Annotated in this window: 21 protein-coding genes and 1 riboswitch; of the genes, 2 read left to right on the top strand and 19 right to left on the bottom strand. The window is 37.0% G+C overall.

Annotated elements, in window-relative coordinates:
• Window positions 1-22: 22 nt before the first annotated feature.
• The 13 genes from EEI45_RS09315 to truB form a co-directional block, all read right to left on the bottom strand.
• Entirely contained in the window at window positions 23-364 is a 342-nt protein-coding gene (locus tag EEI45_RS09315; RefSeq protein ID WP_228410242.1) for a site-specific integrase, read from the bottom strand.
• Window positions 345-1,526, bottom strand: a complete 1,182-nt coding sequence (gene dinB, locus EEI45_RS05740; RefSeq protein ID WP_125164491.1) for a DNA polymerase IV — start codon at window positions 1,524-1,526, stop codon at window positions 345-347. The genes EEI45_RS09315 and dinB overlap by 20 nt, the downstream gene beginning before the upstream one ends.
• On the bottom strand, window positions 1,514-3,169 hold the full coding sequence (recN, locus tag EEI45_RS05735; protein WP_125164490.1) for a DNA repair protein RecN: 1,656 nt from the start codon (window positions 3,167-3,169) through the stop codon (window positions 1,514-1,516). The genes dinB and recN overlap by 13 nt, the downstream gene beginning before the upstream one ends.
• A gap of 15 nt (window positions 3,170-3,184) precedes the next feature.
• Window positions 3,185-4,963 (bottom strand): 1-deoxy-D-xylulose-5-phosphate synthase N-terminal domain-containing protein, encoded by a 1,779-nt coding sequence (locus EEI45_RS05730; protein ID WP_125164489.1) that lies wholly within the window; start codon window positions 4,961-4,963, stop codon window positions 3,185-3,187.
• Between the two features lie 12 nt (window positions 4,964-4,975).
• A complete protein-coding gene (locus EEI45_RS05725; RefSeq protein ID WP_125164488.1) occupies window positions 4,976-5,815 on the bottom strand; it encodes a polyprenyl synthetase family protein in 840 nt (279 codons plus the stop codon).
• Complete coding sequence (xseB, locus tag EEI45_RS05720; RefSeq protein ID WP_123171450.1) at window positions 5,808-6,017, bottom strand: exodeoxyribonuclease VII small subunit; 210 nt, start codon at window positions 6,015-6,017, stop codon at window positions 5,808-5,810. Before xseB ends, EEI45_RS05725 begins: the two co-directional genes overlap by 8 nt.
• Window positions 6,010-7,500, bottom strand: a complete 1,491-nt coding sequence (gene xseA / locus EEI45_RS05715; protein WP_125164487.1) for an exodeoxyribonuclease VII large subunit — start codon at window positions 7,498-7,500, stop codon at window positions 6,010-6,012. The genes xseB and xseA overlap by 8 nt, the downstream gene beginning before the upstream one ends.
• On the bottom strand, window positions 7,497-7,895 hold the full coding sequence (locus EEI45_RS05710) for a transcription antitermination protein NusB (protein WP_228410241.1): 399 nt from the start codon (window positions 7,893-7,895) through the stop codon (window positions 7,497-7,499). Before EEI45_RS05710 ends, xseA begins: the two co-directional genes overlap by 4 nt.
• Window positions 7,896-7,939: 44 nt before the next feature.
• Window positions 7,940-8,269: an Asp23/Gls24 family envelope stress response protein gene (locus EEI45_RS05705; protein WP_125164485.1), complete on the bottom strand. Its 330-nt coding sequence runs from the start codon at window positions 8,267-8,269 to the stop codon at window positions 7,940-7,942.
• A gap of 90 nt (window positions 8,270-8,359) precedes the next feature.
• Window positions 8,360-8,878 carry a DUF4303 domain-containing protein gene (locus EEI45_RS05700; protein WP_125164484.1) on the bottom strand — a complete coding sequence of 173 codons (519 nt, stop codon included), beginning with the start codon at window positions 8,876-8,878 and terminating at the stop codon, window positions 8,360-8,362.
• 15 nt (window positions 8,879-8,893) lie between these two features.
• Entirely contained in the window at window positions 8,894-10,189 is a 1,296-nt protein-coding gene (locus EEI45_RS05695) for an RsmF rRNA methyltransferase first C-terminal domain-containing protein (RefSeq protein WP_125164483.1), read from the bottom strand.
• The gene (locus EEI45_RS05690) at window positions 10,173-11,111 is read right to left on the bottom strand and encodes a bifunctional riboflavin kinase/FAD synthetase (RefSeq protein ID WP_125164482.1); all 939 of its coding nucleotides are present in this window, start codon (window positions 11,109-11,111) and stop codon (window positions 10,173-10,175) included. Before EEI45_RS05690 ends, EEI45_RS05695 begins: the two co-directional genes overlap by 17 nt.
• Window positions 11,111-11,944 carry a tRNA pseudouridine(55) synthase TruB gene (truB, locus tag EEI45_RS05685; protein WP_125164481.1) on the bottom strand — a complete coding sequence of 278 codons (834 nt, stop codon included), beginning with the start codon at window positions 11,942-11,944 and terminating at the stop codon, window positions 11,111-11,113. The genes EEI45_RS05690 and truB overlap by 1 nt, the downstream gene beginning before the upstream one ends.
• A gap of 100 nt (window positions 11,945-12,044) precedes the next feature.
• Window positions 12,045-12,211: riboswitch (Lysine riboswitch) on the top strand.
• Between the two features lie 61 nt (window positions 12,212-12,272).
• Here truB and EEI45_RS10025 point away from each other — a divergent pair.
• Window positions 12,273-13,886: an ABC transporter permease subunit gene (locus tag EEI45_RS10025; protein ID WP_125164480.1), complete on the top strand. Its 1,614-nt coding sequence runs from the start codon at window positions 12,273-12,275 to the stop codon at window positions 13,884-13,886.
• Window positions 13,887-13,888: 2 nt separating this feature from the next.
• Window positions 13,889-14,623 carry an amino acid ABC transporter ATP-binding protein gene (locus EEI45_RS05675; RefSeq protein ID WP_125164479.1) on the top strand — a complete coding sequence of 245 codons (735 nt, stop codon included), beginning with the start codon at window positions 13,889-13,891 and terminating at the stop codon, window positions 14,621-14,623.
• A gap of 85 nt (window positions 14,624-14,708) precedes the next feature.
• Here the strand turns inward: EEI45_RS05675 and rbfA are convergent, their stop codons facing one another.
• From rbfA to EEI45_RS05645, 6 genes are read right to left on the bottom strand one after another with little or no spacing between them, the layout of a single operon-like run.
• Complete coding sequence (gene rbfA, locus EEI45_RS05670) at window positions 14,709-15,044, bottom strand: 30S ribosome-binding factor RbfA (protein WP_125164478.1); 336 nt, start codon at window positions 15,042-15,044, stop codon at window positions 14,709-14,711.
• A 17-nt stretch (window positions 15,045-15,061) separates the two neighbouring features.
• Window positions 15,062-16,918, bottom strand: a complete 1,857-nt coding sequence (gene infB / locus EEI45_RS05665) for a translation initiation factor IF-2 (protein WP_125164477.1) — start codon at window positions 16,916-16,918, stop codon at window positions 15,062-15,064.
• Window positions 16,911-17,237, bottom strand: coding sequence for a L7Ae/L30e/S12e/Gadd45 family ribosomal protein (locus tag EEI45_RS05660; RefSeq protein WP_125164476.1), 327 nt, complete (start codon window positions 17,235-17,237; stop codon window positions 16,911-16,913). The genes infB and EEI45_RS05660 overlap by 8 nt, the downstream gene beginning before the upstream one ends.
• Complete coding sequence (gene rnpM, locus EEI45_RS05655; protein WP_125164475.1) at window positions 17,227-17,481, bottom strand: RNase P modulator RnpM; 255 nt, start codon at window positions 17,479-17,481, stop codon at window positions 17,227-17,229. The genes EEI45_RS05660 and rnpM overlap by 11 nt, the downstream gene beginning before the upstream one ends.
• A 16-nt stretch (window positions 17,482-17,497) precedes the next feature.
• Complete coding sequence (gene nusA / locus EEI45_RS05650; protein ID WP_125164474.1) at window positions 17,498-19,063, bottom strand: transcription termination factor NusA; 1,566 nt, start codon at window positions 19,061-19,063, stop codon at window positions 17,498-17,500.
• Between the two features lie 12 nt (window positions 19,064-19,075).
• Entirely contained in the window at window positions 19,076-19,507 is a 432-nt protein-coding gene (locus tag EEI45_RS05645) for a ribosome maturation factor RimP (RefSeq protein ID WP_125164473.1), read from the bottom strand.
• Window positions 19,508-19,579: the final 72 nt, after the last annotated feature.

Below are 19,579 nucleotides of genomic sequence, written 5' to 3'. Positions count from 1 at the left end.
TCAAAAGAAAAAAGCTTTCGGATTACATCCTCCGATACACTGAGTGGAATGCGTGAACCTTTATTTTGACCGAAATGAAAACTGTCGGATCATGGTGAAGCTGACCACTATTGAGTAGATATTGATGAAATTGCCGAATTACGACGATCTTATGCTGAAGTGTTGAAGCCGCATAGTCATCGTGAATACGATCAATATACTTTCGAATTATTTCCGCATCAACCTCTTGTAAAGATGTCAAACCGTCGCTTTCTAGATAATCAATATAGTGGTTTAAATCATTTTGATAGGACGTGACGGTTAAAGCAGCTTTAGGATCAATATATTGAAGATAATGTATAAAATCATTCGCTTGGCTTTTCATAAGCTGCCTCCTTTAAAACTGAACGAGTCGTTTTAAAAAGATTTTGATTGAGCTGTTTATTTAACCGATGAATAATGTCATTGACCGTAACTTCCTCCAAATCATCAAAAATATTCAGTTGCTCTATGATTTCATCTCTGGGCATTAAATTGGTCATGGTGACAGAAATAAATGATACACCTCCAAGACCATCAAATTCATCGTACACGCTCATCAAACGCTCAAATAATAAATTTTGATCACTTGTGTATTCATCAAATGTAAATGAACGTGTGGCGGTTTTGAAATCATCAAGTCGAATTGAAAAAGATACGGTCTTCCCTACTACATTTTGAAGTTCCATACGCCGGATAACTTCATCCAGTTCGTTTAAAATTGCATTTCGAATTTCATCGAGATCAGACATAGCATCTTTAAAAGTTTTTGATTGACCAATTGACTTCATCGTTACATCAGTATCAATCTTTGAATGATCATATCCATTTGCTTTTTGAACAAAATTGTGAGCATTAATTCCCAAAATATTTTTTAAATGGTCTGCATTCTGATTCGCAAGATCACCAATGGATTCAATACCTATTTTTTTTAATCGAGGAACTGTTTTATTCCCAATTCCATGCATGAGTTCAATGGGTAAAGGCCACAATTTTTGTGGCACTTCGCGAATTCTTAAAACCGTGATGCCTCGTGGCTTCTGCATATCACTCGCCATTTTAGCTAAGAATTTATTGGGTGCGACGCCAATTGAAATCGGAAGTTTTAATTCATCCCAAACTTTTTGTTGGATTTCAACTGCAAGATCGAGTGGTTTCTCATAGTTTTTAATTACTTCCGTCATATCAACATAACATTCATCGATACTAGCGGGTTGCATTAGGCTTGAATAACTGCGGATAAGATTCATAAACTTAACCGATAAATCCTGATAGAGTTCAAAATCTACTTCAATAACCACTAAATTGGGACATAACCGCTTGGCATGAGCCAGCGGCATAGCCGATTTCACTCCAAATGAACGTGCTTCATAAGAGGCAGTTGTAATCACGGATCCTCTATGGTTACTGCATACGACTACCGGTTTTCCATACAAACTTGCATCCGCAATTAAATGAGCACTGGCATAAAATGCATTGATATCAATATGAAAGATTACTTGTGCCATCGTAAGTGTTGCCCTTCTTTAAGAAGTTCTTTGGCAGAATATAGAGCGGCTTCCGTGACATTTCCTGACATGATGAGTGCCATTTGATGAATCCGGTCATCTTCAGTAATTTCTTGAATATCCGTGACAATTTCATCATTGACTTCATTTTTAGAAATCAAGAAATGATGATCTGCACAAGCTGCAACTGCAGCGAGATGCGAAATCGTCAAAACTTGAGATGTTTGAGAAATTTTACTCATTTTAGAACCAATTTTGAGCGCAACTCGACCACTAACTCCCGTATCGATTTCATCGAAAATAAGTGTAGATACGCCATAAATTGAACTGAAAATCGTTTTTAAACCCAACATTAAGCGAGAAAGTTCTCCACCACTTGCTACACGCTCTAATGGAGAAGGTTGAATCCCTTTATTCATCGATACAAGAAAATGTGCAGTCTCCGCACCATCTAACGTTAAACTTGAGTTTTTAAGGTCAATTACAAATTGCGCATTTTCCAACAAGAGATCATCAAGTTGTGCAATCACTGCAGCTTCTAGATCCGCTTTAGCTTTAAAACGTGATTGTGATAAATATTGCGCTGCTTCACTCAATTGAAGCTGTACGGCTCTCAATTCATTCTCTAAATCAATCTTAAAATCATCAAAATGTTCTGCTTGTTCAATCTGTTGAATCAATGCTTCTTGTTTTTTTAATACACCATCGATTGAACCATATTTCCGAATTAATTGATCATATTGATAGACACGATCTTGTAGACGATTAAATTCATACTCATCAAAAACCAAACCACTGTTATATCGTACCAACTCATCTCGAAGATCTTCAGCTTCAAAATAAACATGTTTAAACCGCTCTTGAAGCGTTTCATCTCGAAGGACATCAATACGATCTAAAAACTCATAGAGTTTCCCTACGACACCCTCGTCACCATCCAAAATATCCTCTAATGCGTTCGTAAATGTTTTTGTTTTCTCAAAATTGGACAACATTTCTAAATCTTGTTTCGTTTGATGGTAATCATCAAGGCTCGGATTGAGATCATTAATCTCATTAAGCTGAAAATTTCCGAATTCAATCTCATCGGGATTAATATTACTGTTTTCAAGATTGTTTAAGCGTGCTTCAGTGGCTTGATAGAGATGAAACAATTCTTGATACTGTGAACGAACTGTTTCATTTTGAGCAAACTCATCCAGTAGTTTCAAGTGATTCTTCGGGTTTAAAAGATATTGCGTTTCATGCTGTGAATGAATATCGAGAACACCATCCAAGCATGACTTCACCGTCGACAAGTTAACGACACGATGATTAATTCTACAAATACTGCGTCCTTCCAAATTCATCTCTCTCGAAATGACTGCATATTCATCCGCATCATCATACAAATCAAAATCTTTAAGTTTATTGGTAAGATTCTGTGCTTTTTCAAGATTAAAAGCGACCTCGACACGAGCACTTTTCCCATTTTTGCCAACTACCGAAGCGCTGCTTCGTTGTCCCGAAACGAAATTTAACGCATCGACCAATAGAGACTTACCCGCTCCCGTCTCACCTGTGAAAACATTAAAATGATCTGAAAAATCCACCGAAATATGGTGAATCAGTACAAAATTGTCAATCGTCAAATGAGTTAGCATGGTATTCCTCCTTTACTACTGAAAATAATCAAAAACATTATTAATATGTATTTTTTGAGATGATTTCGCATCTTTTGAAGTTTTATTTAAATGAATACATGAAACATGTAAATCGATGCACTCATTATTTGCACCACGCTGATAAAGGCTTTGAAGAACATTCTGATAAAGAACGCTTTTCGTACTTTCAACATCGTAGACTACAATTTTAAGGTTGCATCTAATTATTTCTTCTAATAGAGTAGGATCCACATACATAATTTCAGTACAATTAATTAATCCTATATCCAAGTCGTTGGATTGAATTCGTTGTTTAAGTGCATTAATAGAGGGTCCAAAAGAAAGAATTACCCCAGAGCTATCAAATGAAAAATCATGTTCAAGATGCCATCCCTTTACTGGTTTTAATTCGCTATTCGGGGCAACATACTCAAGACCTGACGGAATTCTGATCACACTAATTTGAGGTTCTTGGATTACCCGTTCTAAAATTGAAATCGTATCTACAATTGATTTTCCCATATACACTTTAAAATGTGTAAGATTCGCAAAGATTCCTATATCAAAAATTCCTTGACGATACGTATCGCCTTCTGGATTAAGTCCAGAATCATTTACAATAATTGTAATGGGACATTGTTTGATTGAAAATTGATTACGTAGTTGCATCACAATACCTTCAAGCTGGGAGGCATGAATTGATATAAGGACATGTTTTCCTTCACGAACAAGTCCATGTGCTATCGAGATTAAGGCTTGTGTTGATCCGGACGTCGTCATAAAGTGATCTGGTCGTGTAAGCGCAAATGTTGGCAAATAATCCTTAAGTTTATAGGCATCCGAAAGCACATATAAATCGGGGTCATCTTGCGCAATATCTGTTAATTGATAATCAATCGCTTCTAGATAAGTATGATAATTTTCCGCACGGTCATGATCAGTTTTAAAAGTTGGAAATTCAAGTTTCCGTTGTTTTTTATTTTTTAAACGCGTCTGCACATGGATAACATGCGGACCTTTATATTTTTTTGACAATTCAAATACTCGGATTAACTCCTTGAGATTTTGACCATCGATTGGCCCTTGATAATCCACCCCAAATTGCTTAAAAATAGTTGGTTCTAAGACAGTTTCTTTGACTGCATCCCTTATCTTTGTCAGTGTGGCAAGTATGGGTCTACTGATTGGATTTGAATCTAAAATCGATTTAACATCTTTTTTTAGACCCGTATACGTTTTGCTAATACGAATTGACTTAATTAACGCATCCATCGAGGTATAATGTCTTAAAAGCGACTGCTGTTCATCAATTAAAATGATGGTTAAATTTGGCTTAAAACGACTAATTTGAACCAATGATTCGTACGTAATACCGTAATTCAATGCGTAGTCATTCAGAACAATTACATTATGAACATCCGGATTTTCAATAGCATAAGCCAAGGCAACTCCCAACCCTTCACCTGGCTTTCCACCACTATAACGATCCATCGTATTTTGATCATCAAGGTACATCGAACCTGAATTTCGAAGCATCAACTCCTGTGATCTGCCTGTAAGTATTTTATGTACCATTACCTGCTTGCCACCATCAAAAATTACGTTATCACAAGTCAGATCAAATACATGATGGAGCGCAAGAGTGGTTTCAAGAACATTGATATTTTCAATAACAGTATCCACTTCATATCGCGTTTTAGACGCAAGAAAAACAGCGATTTCATCACTGAGTTTTTCTAATTCATCAACGGTTAAAGATTTAATATCATACGATTTGCTAAATTGTTCAAACAAGAGACGTGCCTCCTATAATTCGCGACTCATCATTTCATCAATAATCTGTTTCAGATTTCCATTTTCAATATTCATTTTTCTTAATAAATCTTTAATACTTGAAAAATACGATTCCGTTAAGGTGCGAGCTTGTTCAAGACCCAATAAACTCACAACAGTTGTTTTATCGCGTTCTGCATCGCTTTGATTGCTCTTCCCGATTTCCTCTGAAGATTTTGTAACTTCAAGAAGATCATCTTGGAATTGAAAAGCAACGCCCAAGGATAAGCCCAACTCATGAGCTAATTTTTGGTACGCATCCTGCCCTGCAATTACGGCTGCCATTTCAAATGCCGCTGCAAATAAGCAACCGGTTTTAAGATTGTAGCACGCAACGAGATCATCAATATGCTGGATTTGATCATCGATATCCAATTCTTGACCTAAAATCATCCCATTACTTCCAGCATTACGCGCTAGAATTTCAAAACACTTTCCGAGAACATCTGCATCTAAAGACGCCTGTGACAAAGCTGTAAAAGCCCCTGTCAAAAGTGCATCTCCTGCAAGAATTGCAACACCTTCACCAAACACTTTGTGATTGGTTGGTTTAAAACGTCGCATATCATCATCATCCATCGCAGGAAGATCATCGTGTACTAAAGAATAGGTATGAACCATTTCAAGTGCACATGCAGGATATAGACCAATTTGGTAATCACAACCAAAATCTTGAAGCATCGCCAATAAGAGTTGAGGTCTTAAACGCTTTCCTCCACTCATTAGTGAGTACGACATGGCTTCTTTAACAACAGAGGTCTCGGGGTAATACGCTAAAATTGTAAATAATTGTTTATCGATGTCTTTAATCATTTTGTTCCCCTTGATGTTTTTGAACTAAAGCTTTAACTTGATTTTCATATCCGCTTAAACGTTCTTGACATTGCTTGGATAAATTCAAACCTTCTTCAAAAAGAACAATTGCTTGATCCAAGGGAAGACTGTCTTTTTCCAACTCATTTGCAATTTCCGCAAGACGCGCCATTGCAATTTCAAAATTAAAATCTTTATTCATCTTTAGACTCCTTACTGATGACCTGTGTCACCACAAATCCATCTTTAAATTCTAACTGAATGTGATCGTTAAGATTCAGTGCATCAACACTTAAAACATGCGTATCGTTCTTACGTGGAATCACATACCCTTGGTTAAGATTTCGTTGAATTACCTCCAAGGGTGAACGATACTTAAGTGACTTAAGTATCTCGTTTAAACGCTCTTTTTTCAAGTTTAAGTCCCGCTCCACAAGTGACTGAAAGCGACCATTATATTGTTGAATCATGAGCTGATTTTGTTTAATGTTACGTTCAATATATTGCGAATAGAAGACATATCGATTTTCCATCATATTGAACTTTTGTAATGATTGATTCAATTTCTGTTGAATTGTAGTGGTACTTAAACTCATAAACTGGTTAATCGCATGGTGTGAATTATTTTGTTTTATCTGCAACGAATTTTCCATTCGATTCGTAAACAGTGTAAGCATCCGCTTTGATTCATCAAATAAAGTCTGTTGATGTGTAATTCGGACAGTCAACGTATCTAACTTTTGTTGTTTGCGTTCGACTAAAAGAATTGGATCTTTTAATGCACTGCTTTGAATCAAGTATGTAAAGTCACCCATCCGTCTAAGATACTTATTTCGAACTGCAAGATAATACTGGTTTTTATAATCACGAATCATGGTGTTCATCTCGACACAATTCGGTGTTGCAGCAACGGCTGCAGCAGTGGGTGTCGCAGCACGATAATCTGCAACAAAATCTGATAATGTAACATCACTTTCATGACCAATACCTGAAATAATTGGAATTTCACTAGAGAAGATTGCTTCAACAACTTCGGGTGTATTAAATGCCCATAGGTCTTCAATCGATCCCCCACCCCGACCTAAAATGATGGTATCGATATTTTGAAGATGTGCTGTTTTGATTTGTTGAACCAAACTGTTAGAGGCATGCTCCCCTTGTACATAAGCCAAGAGATCAATTTGTTGTGCCAGTGGCCAACGCTCTTGAAGTGTACGGGATATATCGGCATAAGCGGCGCTTTTCTCCCCTACAATAACGCCGATACGTTGAGGATACTTAGGAATTGGCTTTCGATGCTTGGGATCAAAATAACCTCGATTTTCAAAATCTTTTTTTAATTTCTCAAACTGGATATACAAATCACCCAAACCATCTAAATTCATACGATCTGCATAAATTTGCACCGTACCGGTATCCGTGTACACTTCACAGCGACCAAAAATAACAACCTTATCACCGTCTTTTGGCTTAAATAAAACTTTACTTGCACTGCGACGGAACATAGCGCACGTAACTCTACTTTTATCATCCTTTAGGGAAAAATAAAAATGCCCACTATGATGTGCTTTAAAATTAGAAAGCTCACCGACTAATGCGACATTCTTAAAAGAAGGATGTTGATCAATAACACCTTTTAATTCATGAACAAATTCTGTAACCGTAATTACATCCTGAGTTATCATAGTGCATCAATGACTCCATTAATTAATTTATAAGACTCTTCATCTGAAAAATCTTTAGCGAGATTAACCGCTTCATTAACAATAACAACTTTATCTTGATAACCGAGTTCCAATTCAGCACAAGCCATTAAAAGAATTGCTTGTTCAATAAAACCGAGACGGTCAAAACGCCATTTCGTTAAATAATGATCGATTGCTCGCGAATAAATATCTTTACGTGCTTCGACATTCATCACAACTTGAAGCATCTCGTCTTGCAAATTAAAATCTTGAATAAACGTCCCTACTTCTGAAACAAAACGATTATCCTCAAGAACTTCTTGCATAGTTTGCTCTCTTAAGAGATGAATATAGATTGCTGACATTGCATTTTGTCGTTCGTTATATCGCGACATTACCATAAAAAAACCTCCACAGTAAAAGAAGCAGAATCCTGCTTCTAATTAAACTTAAATCCGACAACATTAATATTGATTGATGTATTACTGAAATCAACCATCAATTCAATGTTGCGTTGCAAATCATTTTGTAATGCACGACATACACGTTCAACATCTTTACCATATTTAACGCGTACTTTAAGGTCTACATTAACGTGACCATTTTCGTTTGAAACGATCAATGATTTTTTTCCTGATCCATCTTCAAAAAAGATAGCATCATTTTCATTCACTGTAATCTGAACAATATGATTAATAACATTGTTCGAAATTGCAATTTGACCAAAACCAGTCTTCTCATTTTGAATTAAGACATATTCATTTGACATATTTATCACCTACTAAACTAATTATAACAGAAAAAAAATCTAAACAAAAGAAAGAACTCAAAAGGTTTACGAATTATCACTGAACCCGTGTTAAATCGACATTTTCTCCTCTATGCGCTGGGTGCGTCCCAGTGATATAGCATAAGGTTCTTCTTCCGCTTTGCATAGAATTGTAAAACAATCACATTTCGAAATTGCGTCATAGACTGCAGTCGTTTTAAATTCAACTAAACATGATGTAATAATTTCAAGATAAGCTTCAAAATTTTGTCTGAAATAGTGATCATAGAGCTCTTGGCTAATGGGACAAGATGATGCGAATGCTTGATAATGCCATTCATTGGTTGTGAATTTTAGTGTTTCAATGGCTTCACGTTCATTATAACGGTTGTTATTACTTTGAATGCGATATTGATGCAATTTTTTATTAAAATCAAAATCAGTATTTAACGAAATGCTTAACATACCGTTTTGCGGATTTACATCGATCGCCATTGCATAAAATTCCATGGCTGCATTATCAATGATAAAATGTCTCATATTTTCTTCAAGAAATGAAGCCGTTTCTTTTTTAATATTAGTAATAGCTGTTCGTTTACTTACCACCATGTTCCCCACCTCCTCTTAATAAGACTCAAAGTTATTTCGTAATCCCTTGGGATAACGATTGTTCCCTTTCTTACCATCACCTTTAACAAAACCCAGAACATGTCCTTTATAGGTAACACAATGCATGCCTTGAATCGGTGTCCTTACAGGGTGCCCGTATAAGTAGCGGTATGCAGATTTTAGGTCCAATTCAAGATGTTCAAATGCATCGGTAAAATTTAACGATTGCGCAAGTGTATGGCTGTATTCAATTCGATTTTTCTTGATTTCCCCCATAAAAACACCATCTCGGGTTATATGAAGTGGTTCTTCAAGAAAACCTCGATGTCTCAGCCCATAGAGCTTGCCAGCACGTTCTTTAATGTTACCGACAAGGGTTCGATCAAAGCAGTCAAAGGGTGTGGGCTTATGTTTCCCAAACTTTAATTGATGACGTTCTTTATTGGATTTAGATACTCGAATTCGAGCTATAAAATGTCCTTCACCATCTTTTGATGGAAAATAGCGCGAAACCTTATTTCCCAAACCAAGATAACCATCGTTTTTTTCTGGAAGATCAACAACCTCTAAGTGACATTCTGGATGTTCTTCCAGAAAAGAAAGAATCACATGTTCGTTTTCATGAAAATTCAAGGTGCATGTCGAATATACGATAACACCACCATCAATACATGCGGTAAAAGCATTCTCAAGTAAAAGTTTTTGTAGCACGCTAAAGCGTAACGCTTCGCTTTTTTTATATTCAAGCGCAAAATCAGGGGTACGGCGATAGAGGCCTTCACCACTACATGGCGCATCCAACAAAACCTTATCAAATGTATTCGCAAGTATGTGCACAAGATCATCCGTATCCATCTGGGTCACAACACCCCGCTCTGATCCCCAACGATCGTAATTGTGCTGAAGTTTGATATTGCGCTTTGAGTCAATTTCATTACTGATTAGAAATCCGGTCGTCAATGTACTGAGAATTTGCGTCGTTTTTCCTCCTGGTGCTGCACATAAATCTAAAACAATATCATGAGGTTCTACATGAAGCGCTGTAACCGGTGTCGTTGCGGTTGGATCTTGAATGTAATAACAACCGGCATGACTTAGTGGATGTGTTACCGTCTTCGCATAGTCATCCGGAATAAGGATTTGGTGATTGATTAAGGATTCGGTTCCACTAAACGGTAAGGTACACGGCTTTAAAGGGTTCAATCGTAATCCATGTACAGAATCCATCTGATACGCTTCAACTATTTTTTGAAACTGTGCCTCACCAAAAGATTCGATGAGCATCTCTTTATAATCAGCGGTCAATTTCATCTAAAATTAATCTCGCTTCTTTTACATCGCAATGCATTTGTGTCACAAGTGCATCAATTGATTCAAATTTTAATTCATCACGTAGTCGCTTCACAAAAGATTGTTTGATCACTTCACCATAAATATCCTCATCAAAATCAAGAATATAAGTCTCAAGGGATAGGTGTTCAGTCGTATTAAATGTTGGATTATGACCAATATTAATAACAGATTGATAGGTTTTCCCTTTAACTTCTACAAACCCAGCATAAACGCCTTGCTTCGGTATTACATATTCATCGACAACATCCATGTTCGCCGTTGGAAAGCCAATCTCACGGCCACGATGTTGACCGCCTACTACAAATCCACTAATCGCATACAAACGTCCTAATAAGTCATTAGCTTGTTCGACATCACCATTTAAAATTGCTTGCGTTATGGCTGTTGTACCAATTTTTTGCTCATTAACATGGTCCAATAGAACAACGTGGGTATCAAAGCAATAGTGACCCATCTCATTTAAGTCTTCAACGGTTCCCACACCACGATAACCAAATTTATAATCTGCACCACAAATTAAGGTCTTAACATTGAGTGGAACGAGAATTTTCTCAATAAATTCAAGGGGTGAAAGTTTTGATAAATCTTTTGTAAACTCTATCGTAATCAGATAATCAATACCTAATGATTCCGCAATACGTACCTTTTCCTTGATCGGTGTTAAATGTTTAACATGTGATTTATTATGAAGAACGGTCCATGGATCGGGATCGAAGGTAATCAGCGCAGTCTCATAATTGAATTGTTGTGCGATGTTTTTTGCTTCATTAATTAATATTTGATGCCCTCGATGCAATCCATCAAAATAACCAATACACGCTGCAAGTTGATGGTTATTACGGTGAAGTTGTAAATAGTCTCGTATTGTAATTTGCTTCATTACCAAAGTCCTCTTACTGATTTAAATGTTGTATCATGTTCACGCTCATAGACAGCATAATATGCTCCTGTATCGATAAGCACTTGATCTTCAACAATATCTAATTTAAGTCTCTTTCCATTTTTAACATAATCCTCCATGCGAGGATTAACAATCTTAGGCAGTGCAATTGTATCTTTAACCGATATCAACTCAACTTCGGGTGTTAATGCTTCTAATGTTATAGCATCTTCAAGTCTATACGGTCCGACTTGTTCACGTTCCAAAGCAGACATCGTTCCCAAAGTCCCTAATAAAACACCGATATCTTCACAAAGCGTACGTATATATGTACCATTGGACACAAAAGCTCTAAACTCAATTTCATCCCCTTCAATGGCAATAAGTTCTAATTTATAAATTGTTATATCTGTATAAAGTTGTTTCACTTCTTCATCGTTAAATACATACTCGTATGATTTTTTTCCATTTATTTTTTTTGCTGAAACTTTAGGAACACGTTGTGTTTGAGGTCCCGTTAACGTTTCAAAACATGCTAATACGATTGTTTCAGAAACTTCAGGGATATCCGCATGTTCTTCGACATCTCCCCAAACATCTCCAGTCGATGTTCGTAATCCTAATTTACACTTACCGCGATACGTTTTATCGTTCAACCCTAAATAAGGAAGTGCTTTAGTTGCTTGATTCACGGCTAACACTAAAACACCGGTAGCCATTGGATCCAACGTCCCGCTGTGGCCTACTTTAACTTTTAATAATTTTCGTACTTTCGCTACCACATCAAATGATGTCATTTCTTGTGGTTTATTAATACATAAGATACCGTCCATAAGAACCTCATTTCTACCTATAAATTATATAGGTTTTTCACAACTAGTCAAAAGCAAACTTGACTTAATTTCACTGAGTGATATGATAAGTCTATTAAAAGACAATATTAGAGGTAGCGATGCAGATAAGTATGTATTGGAGCTTGCAGGCTTTGAAGATACAAAAAGGCAACCATCGCCGAACGGTAAAAACCGCAAATTTTTACTGTGGGGTTATAGGAAATACCTATAACACTCCTTCCTTAGTGAAGTGGAGCTAGACTATCCTTATTTCAATATGGACCTCTAGCGTGGGTCTTTTTTTGTTTATTTTAGGAGGAGACATGTTATGCAGAGCAAAAACATGAAAAAAGTATTACTTATATTTTTCGTTCTACTAACCATTACCGGTTGTACGAACTCGTCACAGCGACAGGATGATTTAGTCGTTGGAATGGAATGCAATTATGCCCCATTTAATTGGACACAGTCGATAGAAACTGAATTTACAGAACCTTTATCAGATGGACATAGCTATTGTGATGGTTATGATGTTCAGATGGCACGTCACATCGCGAACGAACTCAATCGCAATCTGGTAATCAAAGAACACGCAGTATTTAAAGGTCTATTGGAATCCGCAAAAGTTGGAGACATTGATCTCATTATTGCTGGGATGACTAATACAGAAGAACGTCGTCAAGAAGTTGACTTCACCGATGTTTATTATACAAGTGAGATGGTTTTAGTTACTAAAAAAGACAGTCCTTATGCAAATGCAACCGCATTAAGCGATTTTTCCGGAGCGCATGTTTCAGCACAAATTGGAACCATGCATGATCAGCTTGTAGATCAAATTCCATCAGTTAATCATGGTGTTCCCCTTGAGTCCTTTCCTTTCTTAACAACCGCCGTTAATAATAATGCCATTGATGCATTTGTATCTGAAAAACCCGTTGCACTTGCGATTACAAGCAGTAATCCAAACTTAGCGATTGTTGAGTTTGAAGGTAATAACGGATTTATCGTCGATGCAGAGGAAGTAACTGTTTCAATTGGGCTTGCTAAAGGTAATGACAAGCTTCTTGATGACGTTAACGATGCATTAAGTAAACTATCACCTGAACAACGTGACGCCATGATGTCCGAAGCCATTAAGCGACAACCAAGTTCGAGTGAAGACCAAACTAAATTAATGCCATCTGGATTCTTTGCCGGTGTTGGATTCCTTATTCAAAACAACTGGAAATTATTTTTAAATGGATTGGGAATTACCCTCTTAATTGCCTTGACTGGGACAACATTCGGTTTGATTATTGGTCTTGTTATTGCAGGGTTTCGTCAAATTAAAATCAGCGAGCGCGATAAAGGGATTCCCCGTCTTTTAAAACGCTTAATGAATGTTATTGTCACAGCCTATGTTCAATATTTACGTGGAACTCCAATGATGGTTCAAGGAATCTTAATCTATTATGGTTTACGTGGTTTAGAAGTTGCCATCTCCCCTCTTACAGCAGGGATCATCATTATTTCGATTAATACCTCTGCTTATATGTCTGAAATCATTCGTGCCGGAATTCAATCGATAGATAAAGGGCAAAATGAAGCTGCACGTTCACTTGGCATGACTGAGGCACAAACATTACGTTATGTTATCTTACCGCAAGCCATTCGTAATGCAATCCCTGCAATTGGGAATGAATTTGTTGTAAATATTAAAGATTCATCGGTATTAAATGTGATTACAGTATCAGAACTGTTCTTCCAAGGTAACCGTTTAACCGGTATCTATTACCGACAAATGGAGCCATTCTTTATTGTTTCGCTTATCTACCTTGTCCTAACAATATGCTCAACTCAAATCTTAAATATGATTGAAAAACGAATGGATGCACCAAAAGGGAGTTATCCCGCATCAGTAACCCATAAAGTTCACTTCGATAAAAAAGAAGGAGGTAATTAACAATGAGTTTCTTATCCATATCACATTTAAATAAATCATTTGGTGAATTGCAAGTTTTGAAAGACATCAATCTTGAAATAAAAAAAGGTGAAGTTGTTTCGTGTATTGGTTCAAGTGGTAGTGGTAAATCAACACTTTTACGTTGTATTAACCTTCTTGAAACGTTTGACAACGGAACAATCACGTTTAACAATGAAGATGTAACGGATCATGGAATGGATATTAATCAATACCGTTCACAAGTTGGTATGATCTTTCAGTCATTTAATCTTTTTAACAATAAATCTGTATTAGAAAATTGTACGCTTGCCCCGATTAAAGTATTAAAAGTGGATCCAAAAGAAGCAGAGGCAGAAGCCATTAAAAATCTTGAACGCGTTGGCATGGTTGAGTTTAAAGACCAAAGCGTTAAACAGCTTTCTGGAGGTCAAAAACAGCGTATTGCGATTGCGCGTGCATTATGTATGAAACCCGAATTTCTCCTCTTAGACGAGCCCACATCAGCCCTAGACCCTGAAATGGTCGGAGATGTACTTGAAGTGATTAAAAGCTTAGCCAAAGAAGGCTATACCATGTTTATTGTTACTCATGAAATGGATTTTGCTCGAGAAGTCAGTGACCGCATCTTATTCATGGATAGCGGAATTATTTTGGAAGAAGGATCCCCTGAGGAATTATTCTTGAATCCTAAGGAGGAGCGTACGAAACAGTTCTTAACGCGATTCATGAAGGTATGATTAAACCCCCAAAAAACGGCAAGTAAATGCCGTTTTTTTATACTCCCATAAAAAAAGCTTGGATTTATAGTCCAAGCCTTTTTTATTATTTTTTAAGTGATTCTAAGATACCGTCGATCTTAGCACCATACTCAGATGATTCATCAAGTTTAAAAATTAACTCAGGAGTTCGGCGAATACTTAATGCCTTACTCACTTCTGAACGAAGCATACCTTTTGCTTTATTTAAAGCATCCATACCTGGTTTTTTCTTAGCATCTTCTAAAAAACTAACATAAATTGTCGCAAACGAGAAATCGTTAGTAACATCGACTTCTGTTATGCTGACAAACTTTAAACTTGGATCGTTCAAGCGATTTTGAATCACTGGAGCAAGTTCACGCTTAATGATAGATTCAATACGTTCTTTTTTAACTGTCATATTAAATTACCTCTGTTCTACTTTTGTTCAACTTCAATTTCACCAAATGACTCGATAACGTCACCATCTTTAATATCATTAAAGTTTTCAATTGTAATACCACATTCAAATCCTTGCGATACTTCTTTTGCATCATTTTGGAATCGTTTTAATGAAGCCATTTGCCCTTCATAGATAACAACACCATCACGCATTAGACGTACACCGGATTCTTTAAGCATTTTACCATCTGTAACCATACATCCAGCAATTGTACCAACTTTAGAAACTTTATAAATCTCACGTACTTCAGCTTGACCAAAGATTTTTTCTTCAAACACAGGTGCTAACATACCCTTCATCGCTGCTTCCATAGCTTCAATTGCTTTATAGATAATATTGTAAAGACGAATTTCAATTCCTTCTTCTTCAGCTTTCTTTCGAATTGCTGCAGTAGGTCGGATATTAAATCCAATAATAATAGCATTTGATGCAGATGCTAACATGATATCATTCTCTGTAATACCACCTACAGTAGCACGAATAACATTTACACGAACATCATGTCCATCACCAACTTCAATACGTTCCAGCGCTGCTTTAACCGCTTCTGCTGAACCTTGAACATCCGTTTTAAGAATAACATTAATATCTTGAATTTCACCATCAGCAATTTGTTGTGATAAATCATCAAGACTTAATGCACTTGTTTGATTACGATCTGCTAGAATTCGAGCTTGATTACGTTTATCCGCAACGGCACGTGAACTCTTTTCATCATCAAACGCTCTGAATGAGTCCCCTGCAATTGGAACATCACTTAGACCAATAATTTCCACAGGCATTGAAGGTAATGCTTCTTGTAACTCGCGACCACGGTTATCAACCATTTTACGAATTCGACCAAATGTAGTTCCTACTACAACTGGATCCCCTTGACGTAATGTTCCTTTTTGAACAATAAGGGTTGCGACGGGACCACGACTTTTATCAAGTTTAGCCTCAATAACAGTACCAAACGCCAAGCGATTTGGATTTGCTGTCAAGTCCTCTAGCTCAGAAGCTACAAGAACTGTTTCGAGCAATTCTTCAATTCCTTCGCCAGATTTTGCCGAGATTTTAACGAATACAGTGTCTCCACCCCATTCTTCTGGCATAACTCCAAGATCACTAAATTCTGAATATACACGATCAATATTAATATTCGGTTTATCGATTTTATTAATTGCGACGATAAGTGGAACGTTCGCTGCACGAGCGTGATCAACTGCCTCGCGTGTTTGTGGCATCACACCATCATCCGCAGCAACGACAACAATAACAATATCGGTTACACTCGCACCACGAGCACGCATTGCTGTAAAAGCCTCATGACCTGGAGTATCTAAAAAGGTAATTTTTTTGCCTTTATGAGTAATTTGGTAAGCCCCAATATGTTGGGTAATACCACCGAACTCATCCGCAACGACATCCGTATTACGAATTGTATCCAATGTTGTTGTCTTACCGTGGTCAACATGTCCCATAATTGTAACAATTGGAGGACGTTGTTCTAAAGTTGATGGATCATCTTTTTCTTCATCATCCAATGTTAATTCATCAACAGGCTCAACACGTGTTGCTTCAATTTCATATTCCATACAGATTAACTGTACCGTATCATCATCTAAAGACGTATTGATCGTAACCATCGTTCCCATCATAAATAAAAGTTTAATTACTTCAGCAGGACTTTTATTTATTTTCTCAGATAATTCCTTAACCGTAATACCATCAGTATACTCAATCTCCGAAATTACGACGTTATCTTTCGGTTTAAAGTTGTCCTGAGCGGGACGCTTATTATTACGATTCTGTTTGTTTTTATTATTTCTTTGTCTTTTTTTATTACTCACTTACTACGTCACCTCTTTCTACTAAGTAAGATTTAAATACTTTACTAAATCCTCGATCACTTACTCCAACAGCAACACGATTTGTCATGCCAATTGACCACGACAATTCTTCACGTGTAATTCCTCCAATAACAGGAATTCCCGCTGTATTACACTTATCTTGGATTTGTTTTCGTGTTCGATCGGATGCATTATCCGCTAAAACGACTGCATACACTTTGTTTTTTGTGATTGCTGGAAGCAATTCATCTCCGTAAACTAACTTTCGTCCACGTTGACATAAACCAAGCGTATTTAACATTTTTTGTTTATCGAACATAGTTCTTAAGCTCCTCATAAATTTCAACCGGAACTTTAGTTTTCAGTGCACGTTCGAGAGCACGAGACTTCTGAGCTTTCTCAATGGTCTCTTCCGTCACATATAAATATGCTCCACGCCCGTTTTTTCGCCCACTTGGGTCGATTTCAATTGTATCCTCGGGTGTTAATACAACGCGAAGCAAATCCGCTTTTGGATGTTGTTCTCCCGTTACAATACATTTGCGCAATGGTACTTTCTTCATGACACACCTCCTAAGATTATTCGGCGTCGTAGTACTCATCAAATTCATCGAAGTCAATTTCTTCTTCTAACCATGAATTCGATTCTGCAGCCTGTTGTTTCTCAATTTGTTTGAGTTCTTCAGGTGAATACTCAGGAAGAATTTCATATTCTTTTTCTTTAAGAAGTTCGCTTGTGTTTACTGGCTTCTCTTCTTCACGTTCTGGTTTACGTCTACGATGGCGTAAATCACTTTCTTCTTTACGTGATGCATCAGCAAGTTGTTCGAATTTTGACACATAGTCTGTTCGTGGTTTGAAAACATCTTTACGGTCAATTTTAATCGTTTCTTCAACTTCTTCCGGTTGAGTTTCTTCTTCAGTCACATCTTCGACAACGTCTTGTTCCACTTCTTGAATTACTTCATCAGTAGATTCTTCAACTTCGACTGTTTCTACTACTTCATCGCGGTCTTCGATTTCTTCAACAATTTCGTCTCGAACTTGTTTTGAACGAATTTCTGCTTCATATGCTGCCATTAAGGAAACATAATCAATACCTTCTGCTTGCGCTTCAGATACAGACTTAATATCAATGCGTTGTTTTGTCAGACGAACTGCTAAACGCGCATTTTTACCGCGTTTACCAATCGCTAAGGATAGCTGGTTGTCATCAACGATAACCACAAGGCCCTTATTATCCGCATTTGGATAAACTGCAATTACTTCTGCAGGAGCAAGTGCATTGTTGATTAGCTCAACCATATTATCACTCCACTCAAAGATGTCAATTTTTTCACCTTTGAGTTCTTCAATAATGGCTTGAACACGACTTCCACTTGGTCCAATACATGCTCCAATTGGATCAATATCAGAATCATGGGAATATACGGCGATTTTAGTACGTTCACCTGCTTCACGTGCAATTGCTTTAATCTCAACTTGTCCTTCAAAAATTTCAGGAACTTCATTTTCAAATAAACGACGCACAAGCATTGCATCAGCACGCGATACCAAGATTTGAGCACCTTTAGTATCACGGTTTACATCCGTAATAACAACTTTAAGTGTTTGTCCTTCACGGTATGTTTCACCTTCAATTTGTGCTGCACGTGGCATGACTGCCAATGACTTACCGAGGTTTAGAACCACAAATTTTTCTTCAACACTTTCAACCATGGCCATAATCATCTCACCCAGTTGATCAATGTATTCATCATAAACAGCTTGCTTTTCGGCTTCACGAATTTTTTGTTTGATCACATTTTTCGCAAGCGTCGCTGCGGCACGTCCTAACTCCATAATTGGTTCTTCGATCATGTAGTACTCCCCTACTTGAAGGCCTTCTGCACCTTCAGGAAGTTCTGTAATTCCAACTTCTAATTCGTCATCCATTACTTCTTCAACCACAAGGAATTTATGGAATAATTTCATTTCTTGAGTTCTTTCATCAATGATTACATCGACAAGTGCATCCGGAACCCCGATTTGTTTGCGATATGCTTTAATCAATGAGTCTTGCAATGCATCAATAATAATCTCTTTTGAAATATTGCGATTATCTTCAATCTCTTGCATCGCTAATATAACATTCTTAACGTTCATTTCACTATCTCCTTAAACTTTAACCGCTAATCTTAGCATTTTAATATTTAAACGTTCAATTGCAATTTTCTTTAATGCTGTTTTTTGTCTATAAGATACAACAACCTCGTTTTCGTCTACGGATATTACTGTTCCTTCTACATAGTCAGCACCTTGTATTGGATTTTTAAATTTAATTAATACATATTGATCAACAACATTTTCATAATCTTCTTCAAGAATGACACGTTCTGCACCAGCAGAACCTACATCCAGACCAATCTCAAAATCCAATGCTTCACCAAATGCTTCACCAGCCTTCGCACAGATTTCTAAGTCCACAGGTGTGAAGTCTTTACGTGCAATACTCAATTCAAGCAAATCGTTGCCAATGAGTTCTGCATCAATAATATCAAGTCCCAGCGCTTCTGCAGTTGGTTTAATTTTCTCTAAATACTTTTCCATATTCGCTCCTTAGACAATATATAAGGAGTGGCTTAACCACTCCTCTGTTTAAAAGTATATGCATATTATACA

Origin of the sequence: Erysipelothrix piscisicarius (assembly GCF_003931795.1) — a bacterium.
Classification (GTDB): Bacteria; Bacillota_I; Bacilli_A; order Erysipelotrichales; family Erysipelotrichaceae; genus Erysipelothrix; species Erysipelothrix piscisicarius.
Note: the sequence above shows the minus strand (reverse complement) of the source record. Positions and strands in the feature narration are given on the sequence as shown.

What these genes read in the sequence shown, in the direction of transcription:
- rnpM (WP_125164475.1), bottom strand. Translation starts at nt 17,481, where the DNA reads ATGAAGAAAGTACCATTGCGCAAATGTATTGTAACGGGAGAACAACAT.
- nusA (WP_125164474.1), bottom strand. Translation starts at nt 19,063, where the DNA reads ATGAACGTTAAGAATGTTATATTAGCGATGCAAGAGATTGAAGATAAT.
- rbfA (WP_125164478.1), bottom strand. Translation starts at nt 15,044, where the DNA reads ATGACAGTTAAAAAAGAACGTATTGAATCTATCATTAAGCGTGAACTT.
- recN (WP_125164490.1), bottom strand. Translation starts at nt 3,169, where the DNA reads ATGCTAACTCATTTGACGATTGACAATTTTGTACTGATTCACCATATT.
- EEI45_RS09315 (WP_228410242.1), bottom strand. Translation starts at nt 364, where the DNA reads ATGAAAAGCCAAGCGAATGATTTTATACATTATCTTCAATATATTGAT.
- EEI45_RS05705 (WP_125164485.1), bottom strand. Translation starts at nt 8,269, where the DNA reads ATGTCAAATGAATATGTCTTAATTCAAAATGAGAAGACTGGTTTTGGT.
- EEI45_RS10025 (WP_125164480.1), top strand. Translation starts at nt 12,273, where the DNA reads ATGCAGAGCAAAAACATGAAAAAAGTATTACTTATATTTTTCGTTCTA.
- truB (WP_125164481.1), bottom strand. Translation starts at nt 11,944, where the DNA reads ATGGACGGTATCTTATGTATTAATAAACCACAAGAAATGACATCATTT.
- EEI45_RS05645 (WP_125164473.1), bottom strand. Translation starts at nt 19,507, where the DNA reads ATGGAAAAGTATTTAGAGAAAATTAAACCAACTGCAGAAGCGCTGGGA.
- EEI45_RS05700 (WP_125164484.1), bottom strand. Translation starts at nt 8,878, where the DNA reads ATGGTGGTAAGTAAACGAACAGCTATTACTAATATTAAAAAAGAAACG.
- EEI45_RS05675 (WP_125164479.1), top strand. Translation starts at nt 13,889, where the DNA reads ATGAGTTTCTTATCCATATCACATTTAAATAAATCATTTGGTGAATTG.
- EEI45_RS05695 (WP_125164483.1), bottom strand. Translation starts at nt 10,189, where the DNA reads ATGAAATTGACCGCTGATTATAAAGAGATGCTCATCGAATCTTTTGGT.
- dinB (WP_125164491.1), bottom strand. Translation starts at nt 1,526, where the DNA reads ATGGCACAAGTAATCTTTCATATTGATATCAATGCATTTTATGCCAGT.
- EEI45_RS05690 (WP_125164482.1), bottom strand. Translation starts at nt 11,111, where the DNA reads ATGAAGCAAATTACAATACGAGACTATTTACAACTTCACCGTAATAAC.
- xseA (WP_125164487.1), bottom strand. Translation starts at nt 7,500, where the DNA reads ATGATAACTCAGGATGTAATTACGGTTACAGAATTTGTTCATGAATTA.
- EEI45_RS05660 (WP_125164476.1), bottom strand. Translation starts at nt 17,237, where the DNA reads ATGTTCGATAAACAAAAAATGTTAAATACGCTTGGTTTATGTCAACGT.
- EEI45_RS05710 (WP_228410241.1), bottom strand. Translation starts at nt 7,895, where the DNA reads ATGTCGCGATATAACGAACGACAAAATGCAATGTCAGCAATCTATATT.
- xseB (WP_123171450.1), bottom strand. Translation starts at nt 6,017, where the DNA reads ATGAATAAAGATTTTAATTTTGAAATTGCAATGGCGCGTCTTGCGGAA.
- EEI45_RS05725 (WP_125164488.1), bottom strand. Translation starts at nt 5,815, where the DNA reads ATGATTAAAGACATCGATAAACAATTATTTACAATTTTAGCGTATTAC.